The organism is Solibacillus sp. FSL K6-1523 (assembly GCF_038005225.1).
In the GTDB taxonomy this organism is placed as follows: Bacteria; Bacillota; Bacilli; order Bacillales_A; family Planococcaceae; genus Solibacillus.
Map to the genome: position 1 here is coordinate 481,165 of NZ_JBBOSU010000001.1, position 24,607 is coordinate 505,771.

General features: G+C 40.0%; 20 protein-coding genes and 1 other annotated feature (1 of these 21 cut by a window edge). Of the genes, 9 read left to right on the forward strand and 11 right to left on the reverse strand.

The features are described from left to right. Nucleotides 1-303 precede the first annotated feature (303 nt). Nucleotides 304-2,496, reverse strand: coding sequence for a DNA topoisomerase III (locus tag MHI10_RS02300; protein ID WP_340782579.1), 2,193 nt, complete (start codon nucleotides 2,494-2,496; stop codon nucleotides 304-306). Nucleotides 2,497-2,724: 228 nt separating this feature from the next. On the opposite strand from MHI10_RS02300, the gene MHI10_RS02305 reads away from it, so the two are divergent. After that, entirely contained in the window at nucleotides 2,725-3,189 is a 465-nt protein-coding gene (locus tag MHI10_RS02305; protein ID WP_340782581.1) for a GNAT family N-acetyltransferase, read from the forward strand. A 49-nt stretch (nucleotides 3,190-3,238) separates the two neighbouring features. On the opposite strand, the gene MHI10_RS02310 is transcribed toward MHI10_RS02305, so the two are convergent. Beyond that, nucleotides 3,239-4,348, reverse strand: a complete 1,110-nt coding sequence (locus tag MHI10_RS02310; RefSeq protein WP_340782583.1) for an NAD(P)-dependent alcohol dehydrogenase — start codon at nucleotides 4,346-4,348, stop codon at nucleotides 3,239-3,241. Nucleotides 4,349-4,549: 201 nt separating this feature from the next. On the opposite strand from MHI10_RS02310, the gene MHI10_RS02315 reads away from it, so the two are divergent. Further along, on the forward strand, nucleotides 4,550-5,146 hold the full coding sequence (locus MHI10_RS02315; protein ID WP_340782584.1) for a TetR/AcrR family transcriptional regulator: 597 nt from the start codon (nucleotides 4,550-4,552) through the stop codon (nucleotides 5,144-5,146). 77 nt (nucleotides 5,147-5,223) lie between these two features. Here MHI10_RS02315 and MHI10_RS02320 read toward each other — a convergent pair whose 3' ends face one another. Further along, nucleotides 5,224-6,084, reverse strand: a complete 861-nt coding sequence (locus tag MHI10_RS02320) for an EAL domain-containing protein (RefSeq protein WP_340782585.1) — start codon at nucleotides 6,082-6,084, stop codon at nucleotides 5,224-5,226. Between the two features lie 287 nt (nucleotides 6,085-6,371). Between MHI10_RS02320 and MHI10_RS02325 the strand changes: the two genes are divergently transcribed. The 4 genes from MHI10_RS02325 (at nucleotide 6,372) to MHI10_RS02340 (ending at nucleotide 9,779) form a co-directional block, all read left to right on the forward strand. Next, on the forward strand, nucleotides 6,372-7,184 hold the full coding sequence (locus MHI10_RS02325; RefSeq protein WP_340782586.1) for a putative metalloprotease CJM1_0395 family protein: 813 nt from the start codon (nucleotides 6,372-6,374) through the stop codon (nucleotides 7,182-7,184). Between the two features lie 149 nt (nucleotides 7,185-7,333). Beyond that, a complete protein-coding gene (ybaK, locus tag MHI10_RS02330) occupies nucleotides 7,334-7,825 on the forward strand; it encodes a Cys-tRNA(Pro) deacylase (protein WP_340782588.1) in 492 nt (163 codons plus the stop codon). Between the two features lie 88 nt (nucleotides 7,826-7,913). Beyond that, nucleotides 7,914-8,531 carry a YczE/YyaS/YitT family protein gene (locus tag MHI10_RS02335; RefSeq protein WP_340782589.1) on the forward strand — a complete coding sequence of 206 codons (618 nt, stop codon included), beginning with the start codon at nucleotides 7,914-7,916 and terminating at the stop codon, nucleotides 8,529-8,531. A 57-nt stretch (nucleotides 8,532-8,588) separates the two neighbouring features. Beyond that, nucleotides 8,589-9,779 (forward strand): glycine C-acetyltransferase, encoded by a 1,191-nt coding sequence (locus tag MHI10_RS02340; RefSeq protein WP_340782590.1) that lies wholly within the window; start codon nucleotides 8,589-8,591, stop codon nucleotides 9,777-9,779. Between the two features lie 61 nt (nucleotides 9,780-9,840). Here MHI10_RS02340 and MHI10_RS02345 read toward each other — a convergent pair whose 3' ends face one another. Further along, on the reverse strand, nucleotides 9,841-11,022 hold the full coding sequence (locus tag MHI10_RS02345; RefSeq protein ID WP_340782591.1) for a pyridoxal phosphate-dependent aminotransferase: 1,182 nt from the start codon (nucleotides 11,020-11,022) through the stop codon (nucleotides 9,841-9,843). A 598-nt stretch (nucleotides 11,023-11,620) separates the two neighbouring features. Here MHI10_RS02345 and MHI10_RS02350 point away from each other — a divergent pair. The 3 genes from MHI10_RS02350 to MHI10_RS02360 all read left to right on the forward strand — a co-directional run bounded on the left by MHI10_RS02350 (nucleotide 11,621) and on the right by MHI10_RS02360 (nucleotide 18,510). Next, nucleotides 11,621-16,099 (forward strand): InlB B-repeat-containing protein, encoded by a 4,479-nt coding sequence (locus MHI10_RS02350; protein WP_340782592.1) that lies wholly within the window; start codon nucleotides 11,621-11,623, stop codon nucleotides 16,097-16,099. 127 nt (nucleotides 16,100-16,226) lie between these two features. After that, on the forward strand, nucleotides 16,227-17,018 hold the full coding sequence (locus tag MHI10_RS02355) for a carbon-nitrogen family hydrolase (protein WP_340782593.1): 792 nt from the start codon (nucleotides 16,227-16,229) through the stop codon (nucleotides 17,016-17,018). A gap of 541 nt (nucleotides 17,019-17,559) precedes the next feature. Next, nucleotides 17,560-18,510: an L-threonine 3-dehydrogenase gene (locus MHI10_RS02360; protein ID WP_340782595.1), complete on the forward strand. Its 951-nt coding sequence runs from the start codon at nucleotides 17,560-17,562 to the stop codon at nucleotides 18,508-18,510. Between the two features lie 311 nt (nucleotides 18,511-18,821). On the opposite strand, the gene MHI10_RS02365 is transcribed toward MHI10_RS02360, so the two are convergent. The 7 genes from MHI10_RS02365 to MHI10_RS02395 form a co-directional block, all read right to left on the reverse strand. Continuing rightward, nucleotides 18,822-19,037, reverse strand: a complete 216-nt coding sequence (locus tag MHI10_RS02365) for a sulfate permease (protein ID WP_340782597.1) — start codon at nucleotides 19,035-19,037, stop codon at nucleotides 18,822-18,824. 61 nt (nucleotides 19,038-19,098) lie between these two features. After that, nucleotides 19,099-19,878 (reverse strand): tryptophan synthase subunit alpha, encoded by a 780-nt coding sequence (trpA, locus tag MHI10_RS02370; protein WP_340782599.1) that lies wholly within the window; start codon nucleotides 19,876-19,878, stop codon nucleotides 19,099-19,101. Then, nucleotides 19,878-21,062: a tryptophan synthase subunit beta gene (gene trpB / locus MHI10_RS02375; RefSeq protein ID WP_340782600.1), complete on the reverse strand. Its 1,185-nt coding sequence runs from the start codon at nucleotides 21,060-21,062 to the stop codon at nucleotides 19,878-19,880. Before trpB ends, trpA begins: the two co-directional genes overlap by 1 nt. Next, nucleotides 21,059-21,676, reverse strand: a complete 618-nt coding sequence (locus tag MHI10_RS02380; RefSeq protein WP_340782602.1) for a phosphoribosylanthranilate isomerase — start codon at nucleotides 21,674-21,676, stop codon at nucleotides 21,059-21,061. The genes trpB and MHI10_RS02380 overlap by 4 nt, the downstream gene beginning before the upstream one ends. Further along, nucleotides 21,676-22,467 (reverse strand): indole-3-glycerol phosphate synthase TrpC, encoded by a 792-nt coding sequence (trpC, locus tag MHI10_RS02385; protein ID WP_340782604.1) that lies wholly within the window; start codon nucleotides 22,465-22,467, stop codon nucleotides 21,676-21,678. Before trpC ends, MHI10_RS02380 begins: the two co-directional genes overlap by 1 nt. Beyond that, nucleotides 22,464-23,501: an anthranilate phosphoribosyltransferase gene (trpD, locus tag MHI10_RS02390; protein ID WP_340782606.1), complete on the reverse strand. Its 1,038-nt coding sequence runs from the start codon at nucleotides 23,499-23,501 to the stop codon at nucleotides 22,464-22,466. The genes trpC and trpD overlap by 4 nt, the downstream gene beginning before the upstream one ends. A 5-nt stretch (nucleotides 23,502-23,506) precedes the next feature. Next, nucleotides 23,507-24,505, reverse strand: coding sequence for a metal ABC transporter ATP-binding protein (locus MHI10_RS02395; protein WP_340782608.1), 999 nt, complete (start codon nucleotides 24,503-24,505; stop codon nucleotides 23,507-23,509). A 66-nt stretch (nucleotides 24,506-24,571) separates the two neighbouring features. After that, nucleotides 24,572-24,607 (reverse strand) — a binding site (T-box leader); it runs 173 nt beyond the window's last position.

The following is a 24,607-nucleotide window of genomic DNA, read 5'->3' on the forward strand; positions in this document are numbered from 1 at the left end:
ACCCTTATTGTATAACAACATTATCCAACTGTCTAGTATAATTTACGGGGAAAACGTGGAACTTTTTGTTTTTTCATATAATATTGGGCTAATTTATTCGAAACACAGTAACGATAAGGTTTGTTGCGAACAATATAATAATTACGTTTGTATCGGAATGACAGAAAAAACAGTTAATAGGGTATTTTTACTGAAATATCGGTCAGTTCATACTCGAATTTGTGAATATTTACTTCAAAAATTAAATGGGATATTCTGTTTTTAAGAAGAACCAAGGGATGAATTCCCCTTGGTTCTTCCAGTTTACTTATCTACTTTAAATCCTTTTAATAAATCTGCAAAGGCATTATTGATCGGTTCTTCCTCTTTATTTTGTTGCTTCATATAATTCTGAACAGCGCGTTTATCTACTTTACCGCCGCCTTCTTTTTTGCGGCGAGCTTCGAATGCAGATAATTTTTCGCGGTGACCGCATTTACATACGAAAATTTGACCATCACCTTCACCATGTAGCTCTAGCTTTTTCTTACATTGTGGGCAGCGAGCATTTGTAACGCGTGCCACATTTTTACGGTGACCACATTCACGGTCTTGGCACACGAGCATTTTACCTTTTTTTCCGTTCACTTCGAGCATTGGCTTGCCGCAATCAGGACAAGACTTTGTGGAAATGTTATCGTGTTTATATTTTTTGTCGCTAGCTTTAATTTCAGCAACAATTGTTTTTGTATGTTGTTTCATTTCGTTAATGAAGGCTTCTTTTTTCAGTTTTCCAGATGCAATTTGCTCTAGTTTCATTTCCCATTCGGCTGTTGTTGTCGGTGATTTTAATTCATCTGGTACAAGATCGAGTAGCTGGCGACCTTTTGATGTAATATGAATATCTTTCCCACGTTTTTCAATTAAGAAAGAATTGAACAGTTTATCAATAATATCAGCGCGCGTTGCAACCGTGCCAAGTCCACCCGTTGATTTTAATGTATCCGCTAGTTGCTTATTTTGTGTTTCCATATATTTCGTTGGATTTTCCATCGCTGAAAGTAATGTTGCTTCATTAAAGCGTGCAGGTGGCTTCGTTTGACCTGAAGTTTGCGTAATTATTTTGACGTTTAACGTATCGCCTTTATCAATGCGAGGTAATAATTGCTCCTTCACATCATCGGTTGAATCGTCATCCTCAAAGCGGTTTGCATACACTTCTTTCCAACCACTTGCTAAAATCGTTTTGCCTTTCGCGACAAATTGTTCTTCACCAATTTTGGCACGTAATGTTAACTGCTCATATTCAAAAGCAGGGAATAGCACCGCTAAGAAACGCTTCACAACTAAATCATAAATTTTACGTTCTTTGTCCGTCATTGCAGAGAAATTGACATAGCCTTCAGTCGGAATGATGGCATGGTGATCACTTACTTTACTATCATCAACGAATGATTTAGACGTTTTAATTGGTTTGTTTAAAATTTTATTCGCTAATGGACGATATTCACCAACTGCACATGCTTTTAAGCGTTCTGAAAGTGTGCCGACAATGTCAGATGAAATGAAACGCGAATCTGTACGAGGGTAAGTTAGTACTTTGTGTTGCTCATACAGTTTTTGCATATAATTTAAAGTCTCTTTTGCAGAGTAACCAAAGATTTTATTGGCATCACGCTGTAATTCAGTTAAATCATATAGGCCAGGTGCGAACGTTTTCTTTGGTTTCTTTTCAATGTCGATAACGGTTGCGTTGTCATTGCCTAATTTTTTGACGATCGCATCGATTTTTTCTTTATCGAAACTACGTGAATTGCCTTTTGCGTCTTGCCAAGTAAGCTTTAATTGATCCGTTGTTTGTGCTTCAATGCCGTAATACGTTTGTGCTTTGAAATGTTTAATTTCATCTTCACGAGTTGCAATAATCGCAACGGTTGGAGTTTGTACACGTCCACAGTTTAGTTGTGCATTGTGACGAGTCGTTAATGCGCGTGTTGCGTTTAAGCCGATATACCAGTCTGCTTCTGAGCGCGCAACTGCTGCGGCATATAGATTTTCATAATTTTTACCGGGCTTCAAGTTCGCGAAACCGTCTTTAATTGCTTTGTCTGTTACAGATGAAATCCATAAACGTTTAATCGGTTTTTTCACATTAGCTTTTTCAATAATCCAACGTGCTACGAGTTCACCTTCGCGACCAGCGTCAGTTGCCACAATAATTTCATTAACATCATTACGTGTTAACTGAGCTTTCACGGCATTATATTGTTTACCTGTTTGCTTCATTACAACCAATTTCATACGTTCAGGTAACATTGGTAGGTCTTCTAAATTCCATGTTTTATATTTCACATCATACGTTTCGGGATCGGCTAACGTCACTAAATGCCCGAGCGCCCATGTCACAATATATTTGTCGCCTTCTAAGTAACCATTTCCTTTTTTCGTACATTTCAATACATTTGCTATATCACGTGCTACTGACGGTTTTTCCGCAATAACGACACTTTTTGCCATATATTCGAACTCCTTTATTTCTTTATTTACTGTCTAATATACCACAAGTACTAGCGTAGAACGGCTTCGTGCTCCCGTACTTAGTAACGGTATTAGTCATAATTTGGTGTGAAAGGGATGTTTATTTCTTAAATATAAGTGCACTAATACTACGGATGAAATCTTGTTGTTTGGAATTATCCGTATTATTATAAAGTTAAATAATTAATTATACACAAAAGGGGGATTTTGATAATCATTGAGCAGTGTGAAAATGCAGAGAATATTTGCCAAGTAATGCATTTAGCTTTTGAACATTATAAGGAAGATCCAATTCCATCGAGTGCGTTAGTTGAAACGCCACAAACGATTGAAAAGGAATTGCAAAAGGGGATTCGCGTATGGGGTGGGAAAATAGATGAGCAACTAATCGCTATTGTGAAAATTGACTCTCAAGACGATGGGCTCTATTTTTCCCGTCTTTCAGTTATTCCATCTATGCAAGGACACGGATATGCCGAGCAGTTTGTTCGCTTTATTGAAACGCAAGCCAAAATGGAAGGGAAGCGTCAAGTCACTTGCAAAGTTCGAAGCAGTGAGGAAGGGAATATTCAATTGTACCGTCAACTTGGATTTGAAATAGTAGCAGAGGAAACGATTCCAAATATTTTGGGACAAAAAATACAAACTGTTTCCATGCGAAAAGTAATATAAAAAAATGACTGGTAAATGAAATATTCACCAGTCATTTTAAAATATTCTTTTAAGCTTTATACGTTTTGTCTAAAATTAAAATAGGTTTAATCGTTGAACCATTTTTAGAATCTGCAAATGCTTGTTCAATTTGATTGAATTCATAAAATTTCACCAGTTTATCTACCGGGAATTGACCATTTTTAAAGAATTGAACTAATTTTGGAATGATTAATTGTGGTACTGCGTCTCCTTCAATAACACCTTTTAAAGTTTTTGCAGGACCAACGATGTCTGTGAACACGTTTAATGCTAAATCACGTGTACCAACAGCTACAGCAGCGATTTCACCTTTTACACGTAAAGAGCGAATGCCGGCTAATATTACTTCTGGAACACCAGTAGTTTCTAATGCATAGTGAGCACCTTTACCAGTGATTTCAATAATACGTGTTATTACATCTTCTTGTTTACTGTTAATTGTGTGTGTTGCACCTAGCTCTTTTGCTAATTCAAGACGACTGTCATGAATGTCTACAGCAATGATTGGGTAACATCCAGCGATTTTTGCTGCCATCATACCTGATAAGCCTACCGCACCAGTACCGAATACAACAAAGCTTGAACCTGGTTCCGGTGTTAGTGAATTTAATACAGTTCCACTACCAGTTAGGATACCGCAGCCCAAAGGACCAAGATAGCGTAGGTCGATTTCTTTATCCACTTTAATGACATTACCTTCATCAACTGTTGCATAAGTAGCGAATGAAGATTGTCCGAAGAATTGAGATACATCTTGATCATTTTCTGTGTGAAGTGGCGTTTCACCATGTTTATTTTTACCACCGAAGTTTAGAGGAAGCAGGCTTTCACAGCCACCAGCGTTACCATCTAAGCAGTTATCGCAGTGACCGCAGTAAGTGAAGCCAAGTACAACATGGTCTCCTGGTTGAACGGTCGTTACATTTCCCCCAACTTTTTCTACAATACCAGAACCTTCGTGACCAAGTACTACTGGGTAAGGAACAGGTATCGATTTGTCTAAAATTGTTGCATCTGTATGACAAACACCTGTTGCAACGATTTTCACAAGTACTTCATCAGACTTAGGTTCATCTAAAACCAAAGTTTGTTGCTCGAAATCCATGACACCTGTTGTTACCATTGCTTGAATTTTCATGTGAATACCTCCTAAAAATTGAAATGGAAAAATTCCGTCATCATAATAGTAATACCCGTTTAAGGATAATTTAATTATAATTAACAGAAAATTCGTCTTCAATCATTAAAAAGTCAATTTTGTATAGGTTTCCACCAACTAATTGTATGATGTATTGGTATTCAACGTTATTGTAAAAATGTCTATTTGGGAGTGAAGTTGATGGAAAAGAAGGAAGATCGTCGAATTGAACGGACTAAGGTTCAACTAAGGCAAACATTGAAAACACTTGTAGTAAAAAATGGATATACAAATGTACGTGTAAAGGATATCGTAGAAACGGCAAACTATAACCGAACGACTTTTTATGTGCATTATGATGGTAAGGATGAGCTTGCTGCCGAAATTATCTCTCTCGAAATGAAAGAATTTGTACATGAATTTTGTAAACCAGTTCGAGATAATCCGATACTAGATTTACGTAAAATGGATGCTTCAGGTACGGACGTATTTCATTATATTCAAGAGAATCAAAGCTTTTATGATTTACTTGTACTTGAAAATACGCTCCCAAATATTAATCAAGCCTTACTAGCAGAGCTACAAGATATATTTCAAAATCATATATATTATTTGGGGAATCAAGCTACTGAAATTAACGCACAATACTTTATTCATTATCGCTCATATGGGATATATGGATTTATTTTAGAATGGATTCGAAGTAATTATGATGCAGAACCAACAGAAATGGCAAAGCGGATTATTAATTTGTTACACTATCATTCTCCGTTTTTGTCTCAATTAAGTGATGAATAAAAAATAGGCGAAATTTATGCAAAGATGTAGCAAATATTTTGTCAGTAGAGTGTCTGGAAAAGTCCACTAGTGACGATTTAATGTATAAGTGGACTTTTTGCATGTGCAAGTTTTTCTGCAGGACGTCCAAGTGCATAACCTTGTGCATAATGTACACCTGCCGATTGAATAAATTCGTATTCTTCCTTCGTTTCAATTCCTTCCGCTATGACTTTTGTTCCTGACTGAATCGCATAGTTTAAAATGACCATCAAAAGCTGCTGCTGTGTAGGATGCTCATTAATATTTTGAATGAGTGAGCGATCGAGCTTAATAAATTCGGGCTTCAAGTAAATGAGCGTTTTTAAACTGTTATAACCAGAGCCAACATCATCAACAGCGATGCGAAAGCCTTGTGAACGATAATGCGAAAGCACCCGTGAAAACTCTTCAAAATCCGTCACCGCACTGCGCTCCGTAAGTTCAAATACGACTTGCTCCGGTTCGATATTTAAAGATTTTAAAAGCGCCAACGTTTCACCACTATGATAATTTTTGTCGAGTAAAATGTTCGGGTGGATGTTGAGAAACAGCGTGAATTGTTCATTCGGAAATGTTTGGTGAAGACGTTCATGATAGCGCAATAATGATAAATTTCGACAAAGGCATTCAAATAAAAAAACACGTTTCGTTTTGCCGACAAATTCGTAAAAAACATCAGGACTTTTAAATAGGTTTGTATGAAATGGGCGATTAAGTGCTTCAAAGGCAAAAGTTCCATTACTTTGCACATCCAAAATCGGTTGGAAAAGAGTCGTCATTTTTTGCTTGGCCATAATATTATTTAAAGAAAATAAGCGTGCTATATGTAAAATAGTTTTATTTTTTAACAGTAGTGATTTCATATAATAACTTGGTGAATTTACCGTATTTGCTTCAATAGTTGCTGAAAGTTTCAATTGATTACACCCGCTCTTTATTTAAGTTAGTTCAATTATAAATGGTCATTGTAATTGTTATGTGAGATTTATGTAAAGAATTGTTTAACAATATGGAAAATATGAATAAATACAAGGAAATTAACAATTGCAAGTTAAGTTTGTAGGTTTTAAGAATTATTTTTGATAGTAAATTAGGTTTAAATGTGTATAAAAGGTGAATTTTTTACTGTACATACCGATATAAAAGTATATAGTTATAGTAAATTTGAACGAAAAAATAAAGGGTAACAGGGTAGGTGAATACGATGAAAATTTCGAGCTTATTGCATGGTTTCAATCCAGATTTAGAGGAAAGAAAACGCACAGTCCAGCGTAAAACCGTTGGAGATGCTTATAAAAAGCATGCTAAATATACAGATGCAAGTAAAAATCCAATGCTTCAAGCGCTTGAAAACTTATTGTCAGGGAAGACAGAGAAAGACTTGCATAAGGCAGATGCAGCTGCACGCAAAGATACTCCGCAATCAGTTCTTAAAGAAAAATTACCACCTGAAGTAAATAAAGAAATCAATCATTTAAAGCAAACGGAAAGAGAAGTTATTGCCCACGAAAATGCACATAAAGCAGCTGGCGCTGGTGTGACTGGTGGTATTAGCTATACGCACACAAAGGGTCCAGATGATCAGCGCTACATTACAGGTGGCGAAGTTTTGATTCAAATGCCAAGTGCCAGCGAATCGGATAGTACAATTTCTTTGCTTGAAAAAGTGCGTCAAGCAGCCTTAGCAGCTGCAGAGCCGTCCGCACAAGATTTACGTGTTGCAGCAAGTGCTTCCGCGCAAATCCAGCTAGTGCGTGCGGGGGAAAACGGCAAAACGCTTGAGGAAGAAGAGTTAGCTCCATTTGCAGAAGAGGATTTTGCATATGAAGTTCCAGAACGTTTCATAAGTGATTTTGCACGTGATCCACAGGAAGGAACGGTTTTCGGAAAAGAGTTAGAAAACCTTTTATATCAACGCACATATAATAAAGCAGTAGAAAAATATTCATCACATATTAATATGGTGAAAATGGGCTATAATCCTTTCATTGAGCCTACTTTTTCACAATCAGCGTAATACAGTAAAGCTTGCCCATTGAAGTGTCGGGTGGGCTTTTTATTTTGATTCAGCTGAGTCAAAATAAGCCCCATTGGAATTGATTTTACTAAAAATTCTAATTGTTTTTGTTATACTAGTTAAAAATGAAAAGGCAAAGGGTGTATAGGATGGCAAAGAAACATGTGAAAACAAATGCAATTCGTTTGATTGAACAGCAAAAAATTGTGCATGAAGTATTTGAATATACGTCGGAAAATGGCGAGGCTGTTGATGGTTTGACCGCCGCTAATAAAATTGGTCAGCCGGTTGAACGTGTGTACAAAACATTAATTGCAACGGCTGGAAAAGGGCAATATTTCGTATTTGTCATTCCGGTAGCAGCTGAATTGAACTTAAAAGCTGCAGCAAAGGCGGTCGGGGAGAAGCGAATAGAAATGCTGGCAGTAAAAGAGTTGCTCGGTTTAACAGGTTATGTACGTGGCGGCTGTTCACCTGTTGGGATGAAAAAGCTGTTCCCAACATATATCGACGAAACAGCAAAGGCACTCGATTATTTTATCGTCAGTGCAGGGAAAATCGGCATGCAATTAAAGCTCGCGCCAACCGATTTAGCGAGTGTAACGAATGCCAAGTTTGCCCCGGTTATTATGAGTGAATAATAGGTAAATTAGGGCGGTTCCCATTGCGTCCTCGCGTCAAATATTGTATAAAGGTAAAAAGTTCATAACTAGAGAGAGAAGGATTTATGTGTCAAAGAAATTAAAATGGCAATGGGGATGCTTCTTTGTTGGGTTGATGACCATGTCGCTCGGTATTACAATGACCATCAAAGGAAAGGCAGTAGGAACAGCTCCATGGGATGTCTTACATATTGGTTTATTTAAACAATTTGGCTTAACGATTGGTTCATGGTCGATTTTGACAGGACTATTTATCATTTGTGCCACTTCCATCTATTTAAAGCAGTTCCCAAAATTAGCGACGATTTTAAATATGCTTTTAATCGGTTCATTTATTGATTTATTTAACTGGTTATTGCCATCGACAAATGTGTTTGTGTTTGAACTGTTGTATTTTATTGCTGGCTTTTTTGTAATGAGCCTTGGCTGTGGAATGTATATTGCGGCGAGCTTGGGGGCCGGTCCACGCGATACGATCATGATGATTATTGCGAGCAGAGGCTATTCGGTCAAAACAGGACGTACAGTTATGGAAGTCATTGCCGCAATTGGTGGTTGGTTACTCGGTGGACCAGTAGGTTTTGGAACGGTTATTTTAGCGTTAGGAACAGGTTATGTTATTCAGCCTGCGTTAAGTTATTTTAAACAAAAGCTTGAACAAATTATCGGAGAGTCATTAATATGAAAAAATTCAGACTATGCTAAAATGAAACTAATGTTGAAACGGAAAGGATGATCCAACATGTCAAACGTATTAACGACATTTTTAGATGAAAATTTAGACGCATTACGCGCGCAAGGTTTATACAATGAAATCGATCCTGTTGAAGGTGCAAATGGCCCCATTATTCAAGTGCGCGGTCAGCAATTAATCAATTTATCATCAAATAACTATTTAGGTTTAGCAACGAATGATGAGCTAAAGCAAATTGCTAAAAATACAATCGATACATATGGTGTCGGTGCAGGTGCTGTTCGTACAATTAACGGGACACTTGATTTACATGTAAAGCTTGAGGAAACATTAGCGAAATTCAAAGGCACAGAAGCAGCGATAAGTTATCAATCAGGCTTTAATTGCAATATGGCGGCAATTTCTGCAGTGATGGATAAAAATGATGCGATTTTATCGGATGAATTAAATCACGCTTCGATTATCGACGGCTGCCGTTTATCAAAAGCGAAAATTATTCCGTTTGCCCATGCAGATATGGATGATTTACGTGCAAAAGCAAAGGCGGCACAGGAATCCGGTCTTTACAATAAAGTAATGGTCATTACAGATGGCGTTTTTTCAATGGATGGTGATATTGCGAAACTGCCTGAAATTGTAGAAATCGCAAAAGAGTTTGATTTAATTACGTATGTAGATGATGCACATGGTTCAGGGGTAACGGGTAAAGGTGCCGGAACAGTGAAGCATTTTGGACTGCAAAACGAAATAGATTTCCAAATTGGCACGCTGTCAAAAGCAATCGGTGTTGTTGGAGGCTATGTAGCGGGTAAGAAAAATTTAATCGACTGGTTAAAAGTTCGTTCTCGTCCATTTTTATTCTCAACAGCATTACCACCGGGCGATGTAGCAGCGATTACACGCGCAGTGGAAATAATTATGGAATCAACTGAACTTCATGATCAGCTGTGGGAAAATGGTCATTATTTAAAAGAAGGTTTAGCTAAATTAGGCTTCAATATTGGTGCATCTGAAACACCGATTACACCGTGTATTATTGGGGATGAAAACTTAACGCAAACATTCTCGAAACGTTTAACAGAAGAGGGTGTTTATGCAAAATCAATCGTCTTCCCAACCGTTGCAAAAGGCACAGGTCGCGTGCGTAACATGCCAACTGCTGCCCACACGAAAAAAATGTTAGATGATGCACTGGCGATTTATGAAAAAGTAGGTCGTGAGTTAGGCGTTATTCAATAACGATAAGAAAAGCTAGAAACGGGAAAATGCGTTTCTAGCTTTTTTTCTTCTATATAAGTTACTAACGAGTTACACTTGGCGAAAATATCCCCAATTTTGCAACACGCCCCATCGCTTCACGCAAACGATCTTCTTCTACTAATAACCCAACGCGAATATAACCTTCTCCGTATTGCCCAAACCCATTGCCTGCTGCGACCGAAATATCAGCTTTATCGAGCAGTAAATCCGCAAATTCTTCACTCGTATAGCCGGTAGGTACAGGGAGCCATGCGAAGAACGAACCTTTTGGCGCGGTAATGTTCCACCCGATTTTATGTGCTTCTTCTACCAAAACATTGCGGCGTGCTTCATACATCAAACGCAACTGATCAACGCATGTTTGCTCATCATTTAATGCGGCAGCTGCGGCGTGCTGAATTGCAGGGAATTGGCTGCAAAATAAATGATCTTGAATAATGTTAATTGCTTCAATCATTTTTGCATTTCCAACAGCGAAGCCAATGCGCCATCCTGCCATATTATAAGATTTCGACAAAGTGTAAAGCTCGATTCCAATGTCTTTTGCACCTTTTGCTTGTAGGAAGCTTGGTGGACGTTCACCATCAAAACCAATGGCACCGTATGCAAAATCATGGGCAACGGCAATATTATGTTCCTTTGCAAATTCCACGGTTTGTTCAAAAAAGTCCGTTGTTGCTGTACCACCTGTTGGATTGTTCGGATAGTTGATGTACATCAGTTTTGCACGCTCACATACATCTGAACTTAGAGCTTCGTAATCGGGTAAAAATTGATTATCAGCAGTCAATGGCATCGTATCAAATTTTACATCTGCAAGCGCGACACCAGATAAATAGTCAGGATAGCCTGGGTCAGGTAACAGCATATAATCACCCGCATTTAAAAGGGCAAGTGGCAATTCAACGAGCCCAATTTTAGTGCCACCTAAGATAGCCACTTCTGTATTCGGATCAATATCGACATCATATTCTCGCTTGTAAAAATCCGCAGCTGCTTGACGAAGCTCTGCAATTCCGCGGAATGGTGAATATTTATGCGTCCCTGGATTTGTGACAGCAAGTTGTAACGCTTCAACGATATGATCAGGTGTCGGTTGGTCCGGGTTGCCTTGTCCTAAATTAATAACATCGCGCCCCTCTGCTAATGCGTCGTTCACTTTATTAACTAATGCGGCGAAAAATTGAGGAGGAAGTTGTTGTAGTTTTGTCGAAAATTCCATATACAATCACCCTTTTTCATAATATTGAGATAATCGTATGACTTTTGGTGGGTTAAGTAAAGTGAAGATTAAAATAAGTAATCGATAAATAATATTAAAAATCTAGATCAATACCGAAATATATCGGATTTACCTTAAAGGGCAGGGAAATCGGCTAGTAAATGATGAAGTTTGGCGAGTAAAACGTGGTTTCGCTAGTTTTCAATGTATTTTGACTAATCTCGTTTGAAAGTTGGCTAGTTTTAACTGGTTAGTGGCTAGTTTACGAGGATATATGGCTAGTTACAGCAAAATTATAGGAAATTCCACACAAAAATCCGTCATCCCCCATGGTAGGTGGCGCAAAATACAGAAAGTTTTAGAAACAATAATTTAAAAGGAAAAACGTATTACTACAGTAGCTTATTTTATAAAGTCAAGTTCATGTTTTGGTAAAGAGCTAAAAATTACTATTTTTTTAACCCAGTTTTAACCTTTGCCATTTACATTTAAACGTGATGAATACAAATCTCTACAAAGGAGCTATTATTACAAATTTAAAAGAATGTACAACACTAGAAAGAACCATTTTATCATTTTTAAGAAAGAGGGGATAATCATGCGAAAATCATTTCATCAAAAGTTAACAATCTTAGCAATCTATTTACTGCTTTCGCAAACCATTTTCGGGAGTTTGCCAGCATTCGCACAAACTAACAGTACCACATTGACCATTACAATGACAGAAGAGAACGGACAGCCTTATGAAGAAGGGAACGTCGCAACAAGCCCTGTCACGATTCAAGTGGTGACAACCTCTCCAGATAGTGCCAGCATAGAACTTTCACAAGATATTGGCACAACATGGGAACCCTGTAATCCAACTGTACCACTGCTGTTGGAGGATGCGGGCGACCACGACATTTGGTTTAGGATAACGGATTCAGGTGGACAAGTCGTCATCGAAAAACGCCGTATTCAAATTACAACAGCAGCATTTCTTGCGACACAGTCAACCGGTTCCGTTATTTATGTCAATGGAGCAACGACTGGTACTACAGAAGACGGCACAAGCTGGGCAACCGCCTACAAAGACTTACAGACAGCCCTATCTTCAGCCGTAGCAGGACAAGAAATTTGGATTGCAGCAGGTACGTATAAACCGACAACAGGAACAGATCGTACTATTTCCTTTAAAATGAAAAACGGCGTGGGGATTTACGGTGGTTTTGCAGGAACGGAAAGCAAACTTGATGACCGAGATTTCAAGAGAAATGAAACGATTTTAAGCGGTGATATTGGTACAGTTGGCGATAAAGCAGACAATGCCTACCATGTATTTTTTCATGATGGATTAAATTTAGATGCCACAGCCATATTGGATGGGGTGACGATTACAGGTGGCAATGCGGATGGAAAAGACCCATATAATGCTGGAGGCGGCATGTACAATGCTGGTAGTAGTCCGAGCGTAACGAATGTAGAATTCAGGGGAAATACTGCTTATATTAATGGAGGTGGCATGAACAATTATAAAAGCAGTCCGAGCGTAACGGATGTGAAATTCAGCGAAAATACTGCTACTCATGGAGCTGGAGGTGGTATGTACAATAGAGATAGCAGCCCGAGCGTAACAAATGTAGAATTCAGAAAAAATACTGCTACATCTGGAGGTGGCATGCTCAATATTAGTAAGAGCGGTCCGACCGTAATGAATGTGAGATTTAATGGAAATAAAGCTACTAATGGAGGTGGTATGAATAATTCTAATGGTAGCGAACCGACTGTAACGAGTGTGGAATTCATCGGAAATGAAGCTTCTAGGGATGGAAGTGGCATGTACAATGATAAGAATAGTAGTTCGACCCTTACAAATATCACGATGAGTGGAAATACAACGAAGGGTACTAACAAAGCTGCTATCTATAATTTTGATAGTACAAGTTTACTTGAAATCCGAAATAGCATCATTGTCGAAAATAACGGCCCCGCCTATAATGGGACACCAACTATTGAAAATAGCCTAATTGGCGATGAACAAAAAGGACAGTTGTATGATGATACAGGTAAGTCTGACGGAAAGGATCATCTAATAGAAGATATTTTCATTGACCCAGACAATAAAAATTATCGTCTAAAAGCAGGTTCACCAGCGATTGATAAAGGGATTTCTGCCTATCCAGAATTAGCAAGTATTACGAAAGATCTCGATGGAAATCAACGTATTTATGGAGCGAGTATTGATTTAGGCGCATATGAATCCCAAGTTGCTAGCTATACAGTAACTTTTGAATCCAATGGAGGAAGTAAAGTCGCCTCACAAACTGTGTCTGATAGTGTGCCTGTTCAAGAACCAACCCCAGCGCCAATAAAGGTAGGTCATACATTTGCAGGTTGGTATCACGATAGCGCCTTAACAAATGCATGGGATTTTGCGACAGATGTGGTAACGGCGAATACGACGCTGTATGCGAAGTGGGATGCCATACAAGTCAGTCCCATTATTTATGTCAACGTTGCATCGACGGGTACGACAGCAGACGGCGCAAGCTGGGCAACTGCCTACAAAGACTTACAAACAGCCCTATCAACAGCCGTAGCCGGACAAGACATTTGGATTGCCAAAGGAACGTATAAACCAACTGAGCTTGCTGCTAATTCAAGTAATCCTCGCACAGCTTCTTTTCAAATGAAAAATGGCGTGGGGATTTACGGTGGTTTTGCAGGAACGGAAAGCACACTTGCTGAACGAGATTTCAAGACAAATGAAACAATTTTAAGCGGTGATATTGGGACAGTTGGCGATAAAACAGACAATGCCTACCATGTATTTTATCATCCACGAGGCTTGAATTTAAATGCCACAGCCATTTTGGATGGGGTGACAATTATCGAGGGCAATGCGAATAATGCTATCGGACATGGTGCTGGAGGCGGCATGTCTAATGGTAATAGTAACAGTCCGAGCCTAACGAATGTGAAATTCATCGGAAATACAGCTTTTCATGGGGGTGGCATGTCCAATTGGGATAGCAGCCCGACGGTAACAAATGTGGAATTCAGCAAAAATACTGCAACTAATAGTGGAGGCGGCATGTCCAATGATAATAGTAGCAGTCCGAGCCTAACGAATGTGAAATTCATCGGAAATACAGCAACTAGTTATGGGGGCGGCATGTTCAATAAGGATAGTAGCAGTCTGAGCGTAACGAATGTTGAATTCATCGGAAATACAGCAAATTATGGAGGCGGCATGTCCAATTTTAGTAGCAGTCCAAGTGTAACGAATGTTGAATTCATCGGAAACACTGCTAATTATGGAGGGGGGATGGAAAATTACAGCAGTAGCAGTCCGACCCTCACAAATGTCACGATGAGTGGAAACATAACGAATGGTACTAATAAAGCTACTATCTATAATGATTCAAGTACACCTAAAATCTACAATAGCATCATTATCGGAAATAATGGACATGCCTATAATGGGACGCCAACAATTGAAAATAGCCTAATTGGCGATGATAAAAAAGGGCAGTTGTATGATAGTACAGGTAAGCCTGATGGAAAGGATCATCTAATAGAAGATATTTTCATTGACCCAGACAATAAAAATTATCGTTTAAAAGCAGGCTCACCGGCGATTGATAAAGGGGATTCCTCGTATCCAGAATTAGCAAGTATTAAGAAAGATCTCGATGGAAATCCACGTATTCAAGGAACGAAGATTGATTTAGGTGCATATGAATCTCAAGGGAAAGTTACTAGTCATACAGTAACTTTTGAATCCAATGGAGGAAGTGCAATTGCCGCACAAACCGTGACTGATAATAATCCCGTTCAAGAACCAACACCAGCGCCAACAAGGGCAGATCATAAATTTGCAGGTTGGTACAAGGATAGCGCCTTAACAAATGCATGGAATTTTGCGACAGATTTGGTGAAGGGAAATATCGCGCTGTATGCGAAGTGGACAGCGAATGCGAAGCCAACGTATACAGTAACGTACGACAAAAACAGTGCAACAGGTGGTAATGTCCCAAGTAGCGTATCTTACGAAGAAAATGCCACAGTAATGGTACAAGGAAATAGCGGTAACTTAGTGAAACAAGGTCACACATTTGCAGGCTGGAACACACAAGCAAATGGCAAAGGTACTGCTTATACAGCAGGAGAAACATTCCCAATGGGCACAGCAAATATCACACTATACGCACAGTGGACAGCGAATCGACCAACTACAGGTGGCGGCACAACATCACCGCCTGCATCATCGAATAATAACGATAACGACTATTCACCACCATCAAAGGTGAAAATTACATTGCATTCAAATGGTGGTACAATGCTCGAGCCGATCGAAATAACTTATAATTCGAAAGTAGGTGATTTGCCTGTACCAACAAGAGAGGGTTTCCGCTTCGATGGGTGGTATGAAGATGAGGCATTGACGAAACGATGGGCAGAGGAAACGCTAGTTAGAGGAAATATTTCACTTTATGCGAAATGGACGGCATTGTCAGCAGTTGTACCAGAACCAGAAATGGAAATACTGCAAGAGCCACAGATACCACCGCCAACTGTGACATTTGATGATATCAATCAGCATTGGGCGAAGGAAATGATTGAAGAACTGGCGACACTTGGGATTATTCAAGGCTTTGAAGATGGTACTTTCCGTCCGAATGCGCCGATTAGTCGGATGCATGTCGCAGCATTATTAACGAGAGCGTTTCCATTTGAAAACGTGCGAGAAGCAAAGGATTTCTCTGACGTTTCACCCGCACATCCTTATTATGAAGCAATACTCACGTTGCAGCAGGCAGGAATTATTGACGGTACGAATGGTGCGTTCTTACCGAAAGGAGAAATGACACGCGCTGAGCTAGCTAAAGTGTTAGTCGGTGTGCTTGGATTAACACCAGAGGGCACCGCATCCTTTAGCGATGTAGCGAGCAAACATTGGAGTACAGGCTATATTGCCGTACTCGAGCGTGAAGGGATTGCGCTTGGAGATAACGGGAAATATGGTCCGAATGACCCGGTGACACGCGCGCAGTTTGTGACATTTTTATACCGTATAATGCAGCTTCAAGAATAGTAAACTTTAAATTCCAAAGGGCTTGAGGGGAAAATCACTCCTTCAAGCTCTTTTTTCATAATGTAATTTCATACAATGCCTAAGAAACATGTTAAAATAAAGCAAAATGGAAAAGGGCGTGTCATTCATGAAAATCGGTTGTATTCAATTAAATGTAGGTTTTGGGAAAGTGAATGAAAATTACGAACGTGCGGAGAAATTGATTCGTGAAGCTGTAACAGGCGGCGCGGAAATCGTAGTTCTTCCAGAAATGTGGAACACGGGTTATGCGTTAGAAAAGCTTGAGGATTTAGCAGATGTAAATGGAGAACGTACGCAAGCTTTTTTAAGTGCATTAGCAAAAGAGTTGTCAGTACATATTGTAGGGGGCTCGGTGTCAGTAAAGCGTGATGATGGCAAGTTTTACAATACAATGTATACATACAATCGCGATGGAGAATTAGTGGGTGAATATAGTAAAGTGCACTTATTCCGTTTAATGGACGAGCATTTATACTTAGAGTCTGGCGATACAATGAACCGTTTTGCATTAGGAGAAATTGAAGCGGGTGGCGTCATTTGTTATGATATTCGTTTCCCTGAATGGCTACGCGCACATGCATTAAATGGGGCAAAGGTATTGTTCGTACCAGCACAATGGCCAACGCCGCGCATCGATCACTGGAAAACATTACTGCAAGCACGTGCCATTGAAAATCAGTGCTTCGTTGTAGCGGTGAATCGTATTGCACGCAAAGTGGAAAACTTCAACGGGCAATCAATGATTATCGGTCCATGGGGGGAAGTATTATGGACTGGTGCAGAGGATGAGGAATTAGCAATTATTGATGTTGATTTTTCAACTGTAGATGAAGTGAGAGAGCGCATCCCAGTATATGAAGATCGCCGCCCGAGTTTATACGAGGCTGTTGTTAAATAAAACGTGCATTTGGTGGATAGAATTTTGAAAGTGACGGATAAAAATCGAAAAGTGTTGGATAGAAACCGAAATGTGACGGATAGAATAAATTCCGCATGCGAATCACCACCAATTTTAATAGAAAAACGAAGCGCATCGAAAAATTGGTGTGCTTTTTGTTTTGGGTTAACTTGATTCAGCAGAAGCTTGCTGCTGAATCAAGTTAATGCCCTGGCGGATGTCACAGATTTTTTAGGGGAATTTTTCGAGCGAGCTCGAAAAAAATCTGGACGCAATTACGCCTCAGCGTAATTGATTAGCCTTACGCTTTTAGGGAATGCTACATAAAATACAATGACTTACACTGTTTTTAGTCATTCTTTTAGAACGGCTCTTTCACACGTACAAATGTATTGCCAGAAAAGAAAAATAATTTAATATTGTATTTTATAAAAGAACACCGTATAATAACCCTCAATGAAAGTTGTTCATAATAAGCTTTACACGTATTTGTGTGTATTTTTACAGAGGACAATTGTTTTATAACAGAGGAGGTACCATCGTGAAAAAAATTATTGTGACCGGTGCTTTAGGTCAAATTGGTTCTGAATTAGTAGAGAAATTACGCGATACGTATGGCGTTGATAATATACTGGCAACAGATATTCGTAAAATAGATAGCGATCAAGGTCCATTTGAAGTGTTAGACGTAACGGATGGCAAGCGAATGCACGAGTTGGCCAATGATTTTGGTGCGGACACAATGATACACATGGCCGCTCTGTTATCTGCAACAGCTGAAAAAAATCCAGTATTCGCGTGGAATTTAAATATGGGTGGCTTAATGAACGCGTTAGAAGTAGCGCGTGAATTAAATATGCAATTTTTCACCCCGAGCTCAATCGGTGCATTTGGTCCATCAACACCGAAAGACAATACACCACAAGATACTTTGCAGCGCCCAACAACAATGTATGGGGTAAACAAAGTAGCGGGGGAATTACTTTGTGATTATTATTACACACGTTTTGGTTTAGATACGCGCGGTGTCCGTTTCCCTGGTTTAATTTCATACGCAACGCCTCCAGGAGGGGGAACGACAGATTACGCGGTCGACATTTATTATAAAGCGATTATGGACGGTCGTTACACATCTTATATTGCGGAAGGTACATATATGGATATGATGTATATGCCAGATGCACTGCAAGCGATTGTTGATTTAATGGAAGCAGATCCATCAAAGCTGATCCATCGCAATGCGTTTAATATTTCGGCGATGAGTTTTGAACCTGCACAAATTGCTGCAGAAATTAAAAAGCATATGCCAACATTCGACATGAGCTATGAAGTGGACCCGGTTCGCCAAGCTATTGCGGACAGCTGGCCAAATGCGATTGATTCAACGGCCGCGATGGAAGAGTGGGGCTTTAAGGCGCAGTATAATTTAGAAAAAATGACGATTGATATGCTTGAAAAATTACAATTGCGCTTAAATACACAACGGATTTAATAATTTAAAAAAACGCCGCCTTCCCCTGAAGAAGCGGCGTTATTTTAATATTTGCGGAAATTTGTGTTGTACACTATAGTTTTAGAGAATAGCCAATTTGCGAACTTTAATAGCCAAAATCCCTTCGATTATCGCCAATTTATCATTATTATTAGCCACTTTCTACTATTTAATCGCCAATAATACATACATAATAGCCAATTATAATCGATTAATAGCCAATCCTGCGCCCTGACCGTTAGCCTGTCACATTATTAATAAAAACCATATAAAAAACCACCACTTTATAAAAAAAGCGGTGGTTTCACTAATTAAGCAGCTTTTCGACTAACAAAAAACTTCTTAATTAACGTTAGCCCTAAGTTGAAAACGAAAATGATTAACGCCACTCGGAAAAAGGCGATAAAGTATTGCCACATCGTCGTACTTTCAATGAAAAGTTTGGGCATATCTTGTACAAGGGCATACGTAAAATACCCTGCGATCAAAAGGAAAAAGAGTCCAGCAAAAAAATCCTTCATTTTCATACATAAACCCCCAACAATTAGTATCCCTTCACTTTACCATATGATGGGAAAAGGAGATACATTAAACAATGCCTGCTTTTTTTGACGCGTTCACAAGAGCGTCAATCGTCGCCCAGTCTTGCTTTTCCAATGCGCTAACAATTTGACTGCCAACAATAACGCCATCTGCAAAAGCACTAAACTCCTTCACATGCTCTGGAGTAGAAATGCCAAACCCAGCCAATACAGGAACTGTGCTATGTTGCTTCAATTCCGTAAAATGGGCACGCAAATTTTCCGCAAATTCCGCTCGAACCCCTGTTGTTCCGTTTACTGTAATGGCATAAATAAAACCTTCACTCGCCGCCGCTAATTTTTTCACACGTTCGAGTGGACTTGTTAATGAAACGAGCTGAACGAATGCAATGCCATGCGTTTTTAATGCAGGATGTAAAAGTGCACTTTCCTCAAAAGGCATATCTGGAACGATCAATCCACGAATTCCTGCAGCCGAAGCATCATGTGCAAACTCTTCAACCCCGTAAGCTAAAATCGGATTTAAGTACGTCATCGCAACGAGTGGTACCGAAATATCCTCGACGAACCCAGTTAGTTCCGCCAACACTTTACGCAAAGTTACCCCGTGAGAGAGGGCGCGTTGTCCTGCTTCCTCAATCGTTGGACCGTCTGCAACAGGATCGGAGAAGGGGATGCCAACTTCAATTGCAGTAACGCCAATTTGCTGTAATTTCAAAATAGTAGGTTTTAACGTTTCAAGCCCGCCATCGCCCGCCATTATATATGGAACAAACGCTTTATCGCCTTTTATAAGAGTTTCTTCTATTATATGTTGCAAGTTCATTACTCAACGCCCCCTAACTTTTCCATTAATGTGTGCACATCTTTATCCCCTCGACCTGATAAGCAAACGACAATGATTTCATCTGCTGGTCGCGCTTTCGCAAATTCAGCTGCATAATAAATCGCATGCGCACTTTCCAATGCAGGTAAAATTCCTTCCGTTTCACAAAGCAGTTTCACACCTTGAAGCGCTTGTTCATCTGTGACAGAAGGATACTTGGCACGCCCACTTTCATGTAAATGGCAATGTTCTGGACCAACTCCAGGATAATCGAGCCCAGCTGAAATGGAATGTGCCTCTTGAATAAAGCCATTTTCATCTTGTAATAAATACATAAACGAGCCATGAAGTACGCCTGTTTTACCAACATGAATTGCTGCCGCATGTTCATTCGTATCGACGCCCGAACCAGCTGCCTCAATTCCGTAAAGAGCGACATCCGCATCTTCAATAAATGGATAGAACATGCCAATCGCATTACTGCCACCACCGATACATGCAATGACTGTGTCTGGCAAACGGTTTTCTTGCTCCAAAATTTGCACGCGTGTTTCATCTCCAATAATGCGTTGGAAATCTCGAACGATTGTAGGGAAGGGGTGTGGTCCCAGTGCCGAACCTAAAATATAATGCGTATCCTCAATATGTGTAACCCAGTGACGCAATGCTTCATTCACCGCATCTTTCAAAGTAGCCGAACCTTTTTCCACCGCAATTACTTTTGTGCCAAGCAACTCCATGCGGAAAACATTAAGCTGCTGGCGACGAACATCTTCAGCACCCATATAAACGATGCATTCCATATCGAGTAGGGCGCATGCAGTAGCTGTTGCAACGCCATGTTGACCAGCGCCTGTTTCTGCAACAATTTTCTTTTTCCCCATGCGTTTTGCGAGAAGAGCTTGCCCGATCGCATTATTAATTTTATGGGCACCTGTATGATTGAGATCCTCACGCTTTAAATAAATTTTCGCGCCACCCATTTTATTCGTTAAGCGCTCAGCAAAATAAAGTGGTGTTTCGCGTCCGACATATTGCTTTAAATAATAGGCAAGTTCCTGCTGAAATTCAGGGTCTTGTTTTGCTACCTCATACGCGTTCTCTAATTCCTGTAAAGGTGTCATCAATGTTTCGGGAACAAATTGCCCTCCGAATTGTCCGAAGCGTCCTTTTGTTGTTGTCATAAAATCAAATCCCCTTTCGCTTTTTCAATAAATGTCGTAATGGCATCAACATCTTTTTGCCCATCCACTTCAACCCCGCTTGAAACATCTACTGCAAAAGGTTCGACAAGTGCAATCGCCAACCCGACATTTTCAGCATTTAAGCCACCTGCTAAAATTACCTTTTCGAGTGGAATGTTTACGTCATCGAGTAACGTCCAGTCAAATGAGTTTCCGCTTCCTCCACGGTAATTCGTACCTGGCGCATCAAATAAATAGAAATCTACATTATATTTCGCTGCCCGTATTGCATCCTCTTTTGAACGAATCGAAAATGCCTTGATTGCTGGCAGTCCAATTTGTGCAATCATTTCCTGCTTTTCATCTCCATGATATTGAATATAATCAAGTCCCACTTGTTGCGCGATTTGTACAATCGTTTCAGGTGTCTCATTCACAAACACGCCCACTTTTTTTACCTCTTTCGGAATGCGTGTTGCAAAGTCCATTGCTTCCTCTAACGTGATACGTCGTTTACTAGGCGCGAACATGAATCCGATGAAATCAGCACCAGCCTGTACAGCAGCCTCCACATGCTCGCTTGTTTTTAATCCGCAAATTTTTACTTTTGTCATCAAATTTCCCCAACCTTTGTCATTATGTCGATTTGTAGCGATTGTAGTGAATTTTTGACATCGCCGCTGCGCATTAAAGATTCCCCAACTAAGATGCCTTTTGCCCCAGCATTCGCCACGAATTGTGCATCTTCCACATCCCAAATGCCACTTTCACTAATGAAAGCAATACCTTGGTGAGGAAGCTGCTCGGCAATTTCCTTTGTATGTGATAAATTGACCTCAAAAGTATTTAAGTCACGGTTATTTACACCGACAATTTTCGCCCCGATTTGAAGTGCGCGTTGCAATTCTTCCACATTATGAACCTCTACAAGTACCTCTAAATTATGATCAGTAGCATAAGTGTGTAACGAACGTAATTGCTCATCATTTAGTGCCGCCACAATGAGTAAAATAACGGATGCTCCCGCCGCTTTTGCATAATCGATTTGAACCGTATCGATCATAAAATCTTTACATAAAACAGGCACATTCACCGCATTGGCAACAGCGTTTAAATCCTCGAATGAGCCTTTAAAAAATGCCTGCTCGGTTAATACGGAAATACATGCCGCGCCAGCTTCTTCGTATTGCAATGCTTGCGTAACGGGATCTATATGTGTCGCGATATCTCCTTTAGAAGGGGAGGCGCGTTTCATTTCAGCGATAATTTGTAATGTTTTCGTGTGCTGCAATGTTTCGTATAAAGAAGGGCGCTGTTTTTGAACCGTTTGGAAGCTTGGTTCATTTGCAAGTAATACAGGAAGTTCTGATTTTTTATGTTCGATAATTTGATTTAAAATAGTCATTTTGATGCTCCTTCTTTTACGACTTGCTCACTATAAGCAATGACGTTTTCTAGTTTTTGTAATGCGCGTCCTGAAAAAATGCTATCTTTCGCCATTTCAATTCCTTCTTTCATCGTGTCAGCCAATCCGTAAGCAAAGAATCCGATGCCTGCATTTAAAATAACCGTGTCGAAATAGGGGCTTTGTTTGCCAGCTAATAACTCGCGCATAATGAGTGCATTTTCCTGTGGATTGCCCCCACGGATTGCAGATAGTGGCCGCGCAGTTAATCCGACATCTTCAGCTCGTAATTTAAACGGAATAATATCCCCGTGATCGAGTAAAACGAATGTATTTTCACCGTCTAACGAAGCTTCATCCATGCCTTGCGCACCTGACACGACAACAGCCCGCTCGCGACCAAGCATATGAAGTACCTCTGCATAATCGGTTGTGAAATTAGGACGATTAATACCAACCAATTGCGTTTTTAATGGCACTGGATTCGTTAACGGTCCGACTAAGTTAAAAATCGTTGGCTTGCCGATTGCTTGTCGAACTTCCCCGATCCGTTTCAATTTAGGATGCATATTTGGTGCATGTAAAAAGGCGATGCCGTATTGCTTTAGTAAAACGGTTGTTTGCGTTGTATCGGGAATGAGTTCAATGCCAAGGGCCTCTAAAACATCGGAGCTACCTGATGAACTCGATACTTTCCGGTTGCCGTGCTTCGCGACTAAAATGCCACCACCAGCAAGAACAAAGGCTGCTGTTGTACTAATATTGAAGCTATGCAAACCATCGCCACCCGTTCCGCAGTTATCCATATAAATTCCTTCAGGCGCATCCATTTTGACAGCATGGGATTGCATAACGGATGCGAGTCCTGCAACTTCATGAGCTGTTTCGCCTTTGTTGCTCATTGCAATTAGAAAATCGGCAATATCTTGTTTCGCTGTTTGTTCATTAAAAATAAAGTGTGCTGCTTGCACCATTTCTTCAAAAATAAGATGTTCCGAACGTTCAAGCTTCGTAATAAACGGTTGTAATGACATGTTTCTCATCCTTTCATAAGTGCGCCCAGCGTGAAGTCGGATGCATCAGTTGTTGTTTGGATATATGCTTTGTCGCCAATAATCGTCAACGTTTTTGCAGGTGTTGTGAAATCGACCTGACCATTAAATCCGATATAGCCAATGAGCCCATCTTCTGGCATCAGCTGTTTTACTGCATCAATGGCGTGAAAAGCAGGGGACAGTACCCCATGCTGCGCGGTATTTTGCTTTTCTATGGAATCCGTTTGGCATAATGTGTCGAGATTTGCTTCCTCGTTCGTTGTGGAAAGCGCGCCATCGCGAATTTGTAAAAAGCTTCTTGACGATGTTCCAACGATCGTACATTCATCAAATTCCATGTAATACATATAAGCGGCTGCTTCCTGAACACGTAAATTTCGGTACAAGGCAAATGCATCCCCAGAAAACCCGGCCGTAGTAAGTTGCGGCGATTCCTGCTGTAAGGAATGCAGCGTATAATCGGTGTCATCTAAAGTGGATGCGGTGAACAACTCATCGATTAGTTGATCAATATTGGGTTCCACTTGTTCTGCCTCAATATTTGTATGGAAAACCGCAATTTCATCTGTCAAATGGTCAAAAATAATGAGCGTGTCATACACATGAAACTGGAGCACAGGCACTGCCTCATGTAATGCTGCTGGAAGGGCGTGAATATAACCGATGCCCCCACCTGTTAATGGATATTCCGTATTGCTCGTAACACGCGGCATCACTTGCTTCAGCAATGAAATGATTTCACCTTCATAGTGGTATTGCTTATTTGTTAAATGCGAGAGATCCTGTAAATGCGCATCATTTCCGCTATATGTTTTTCGTGGATTGGCTCCGATAAAGGAATAGCGCCCATTGCCTTCATATTTCGCTGAACTTTCAAGTAGAAATTTTCGCTTACCTCGCAGTCGTAAAAAAATTGAAATCGGGGTTAATAAATCGCCATTGACCTTTTTCATCGATGTGCGAATTTTTTGCTTTAATGCCATATTGACCAGCTCCTTTTAATATTGGAATAAAAAAAACGCCCTCAACAAAAGGAAAAAAATCCTTTCGTTGAGGGCGATAAATACCGCGTTGCCACCTCGATT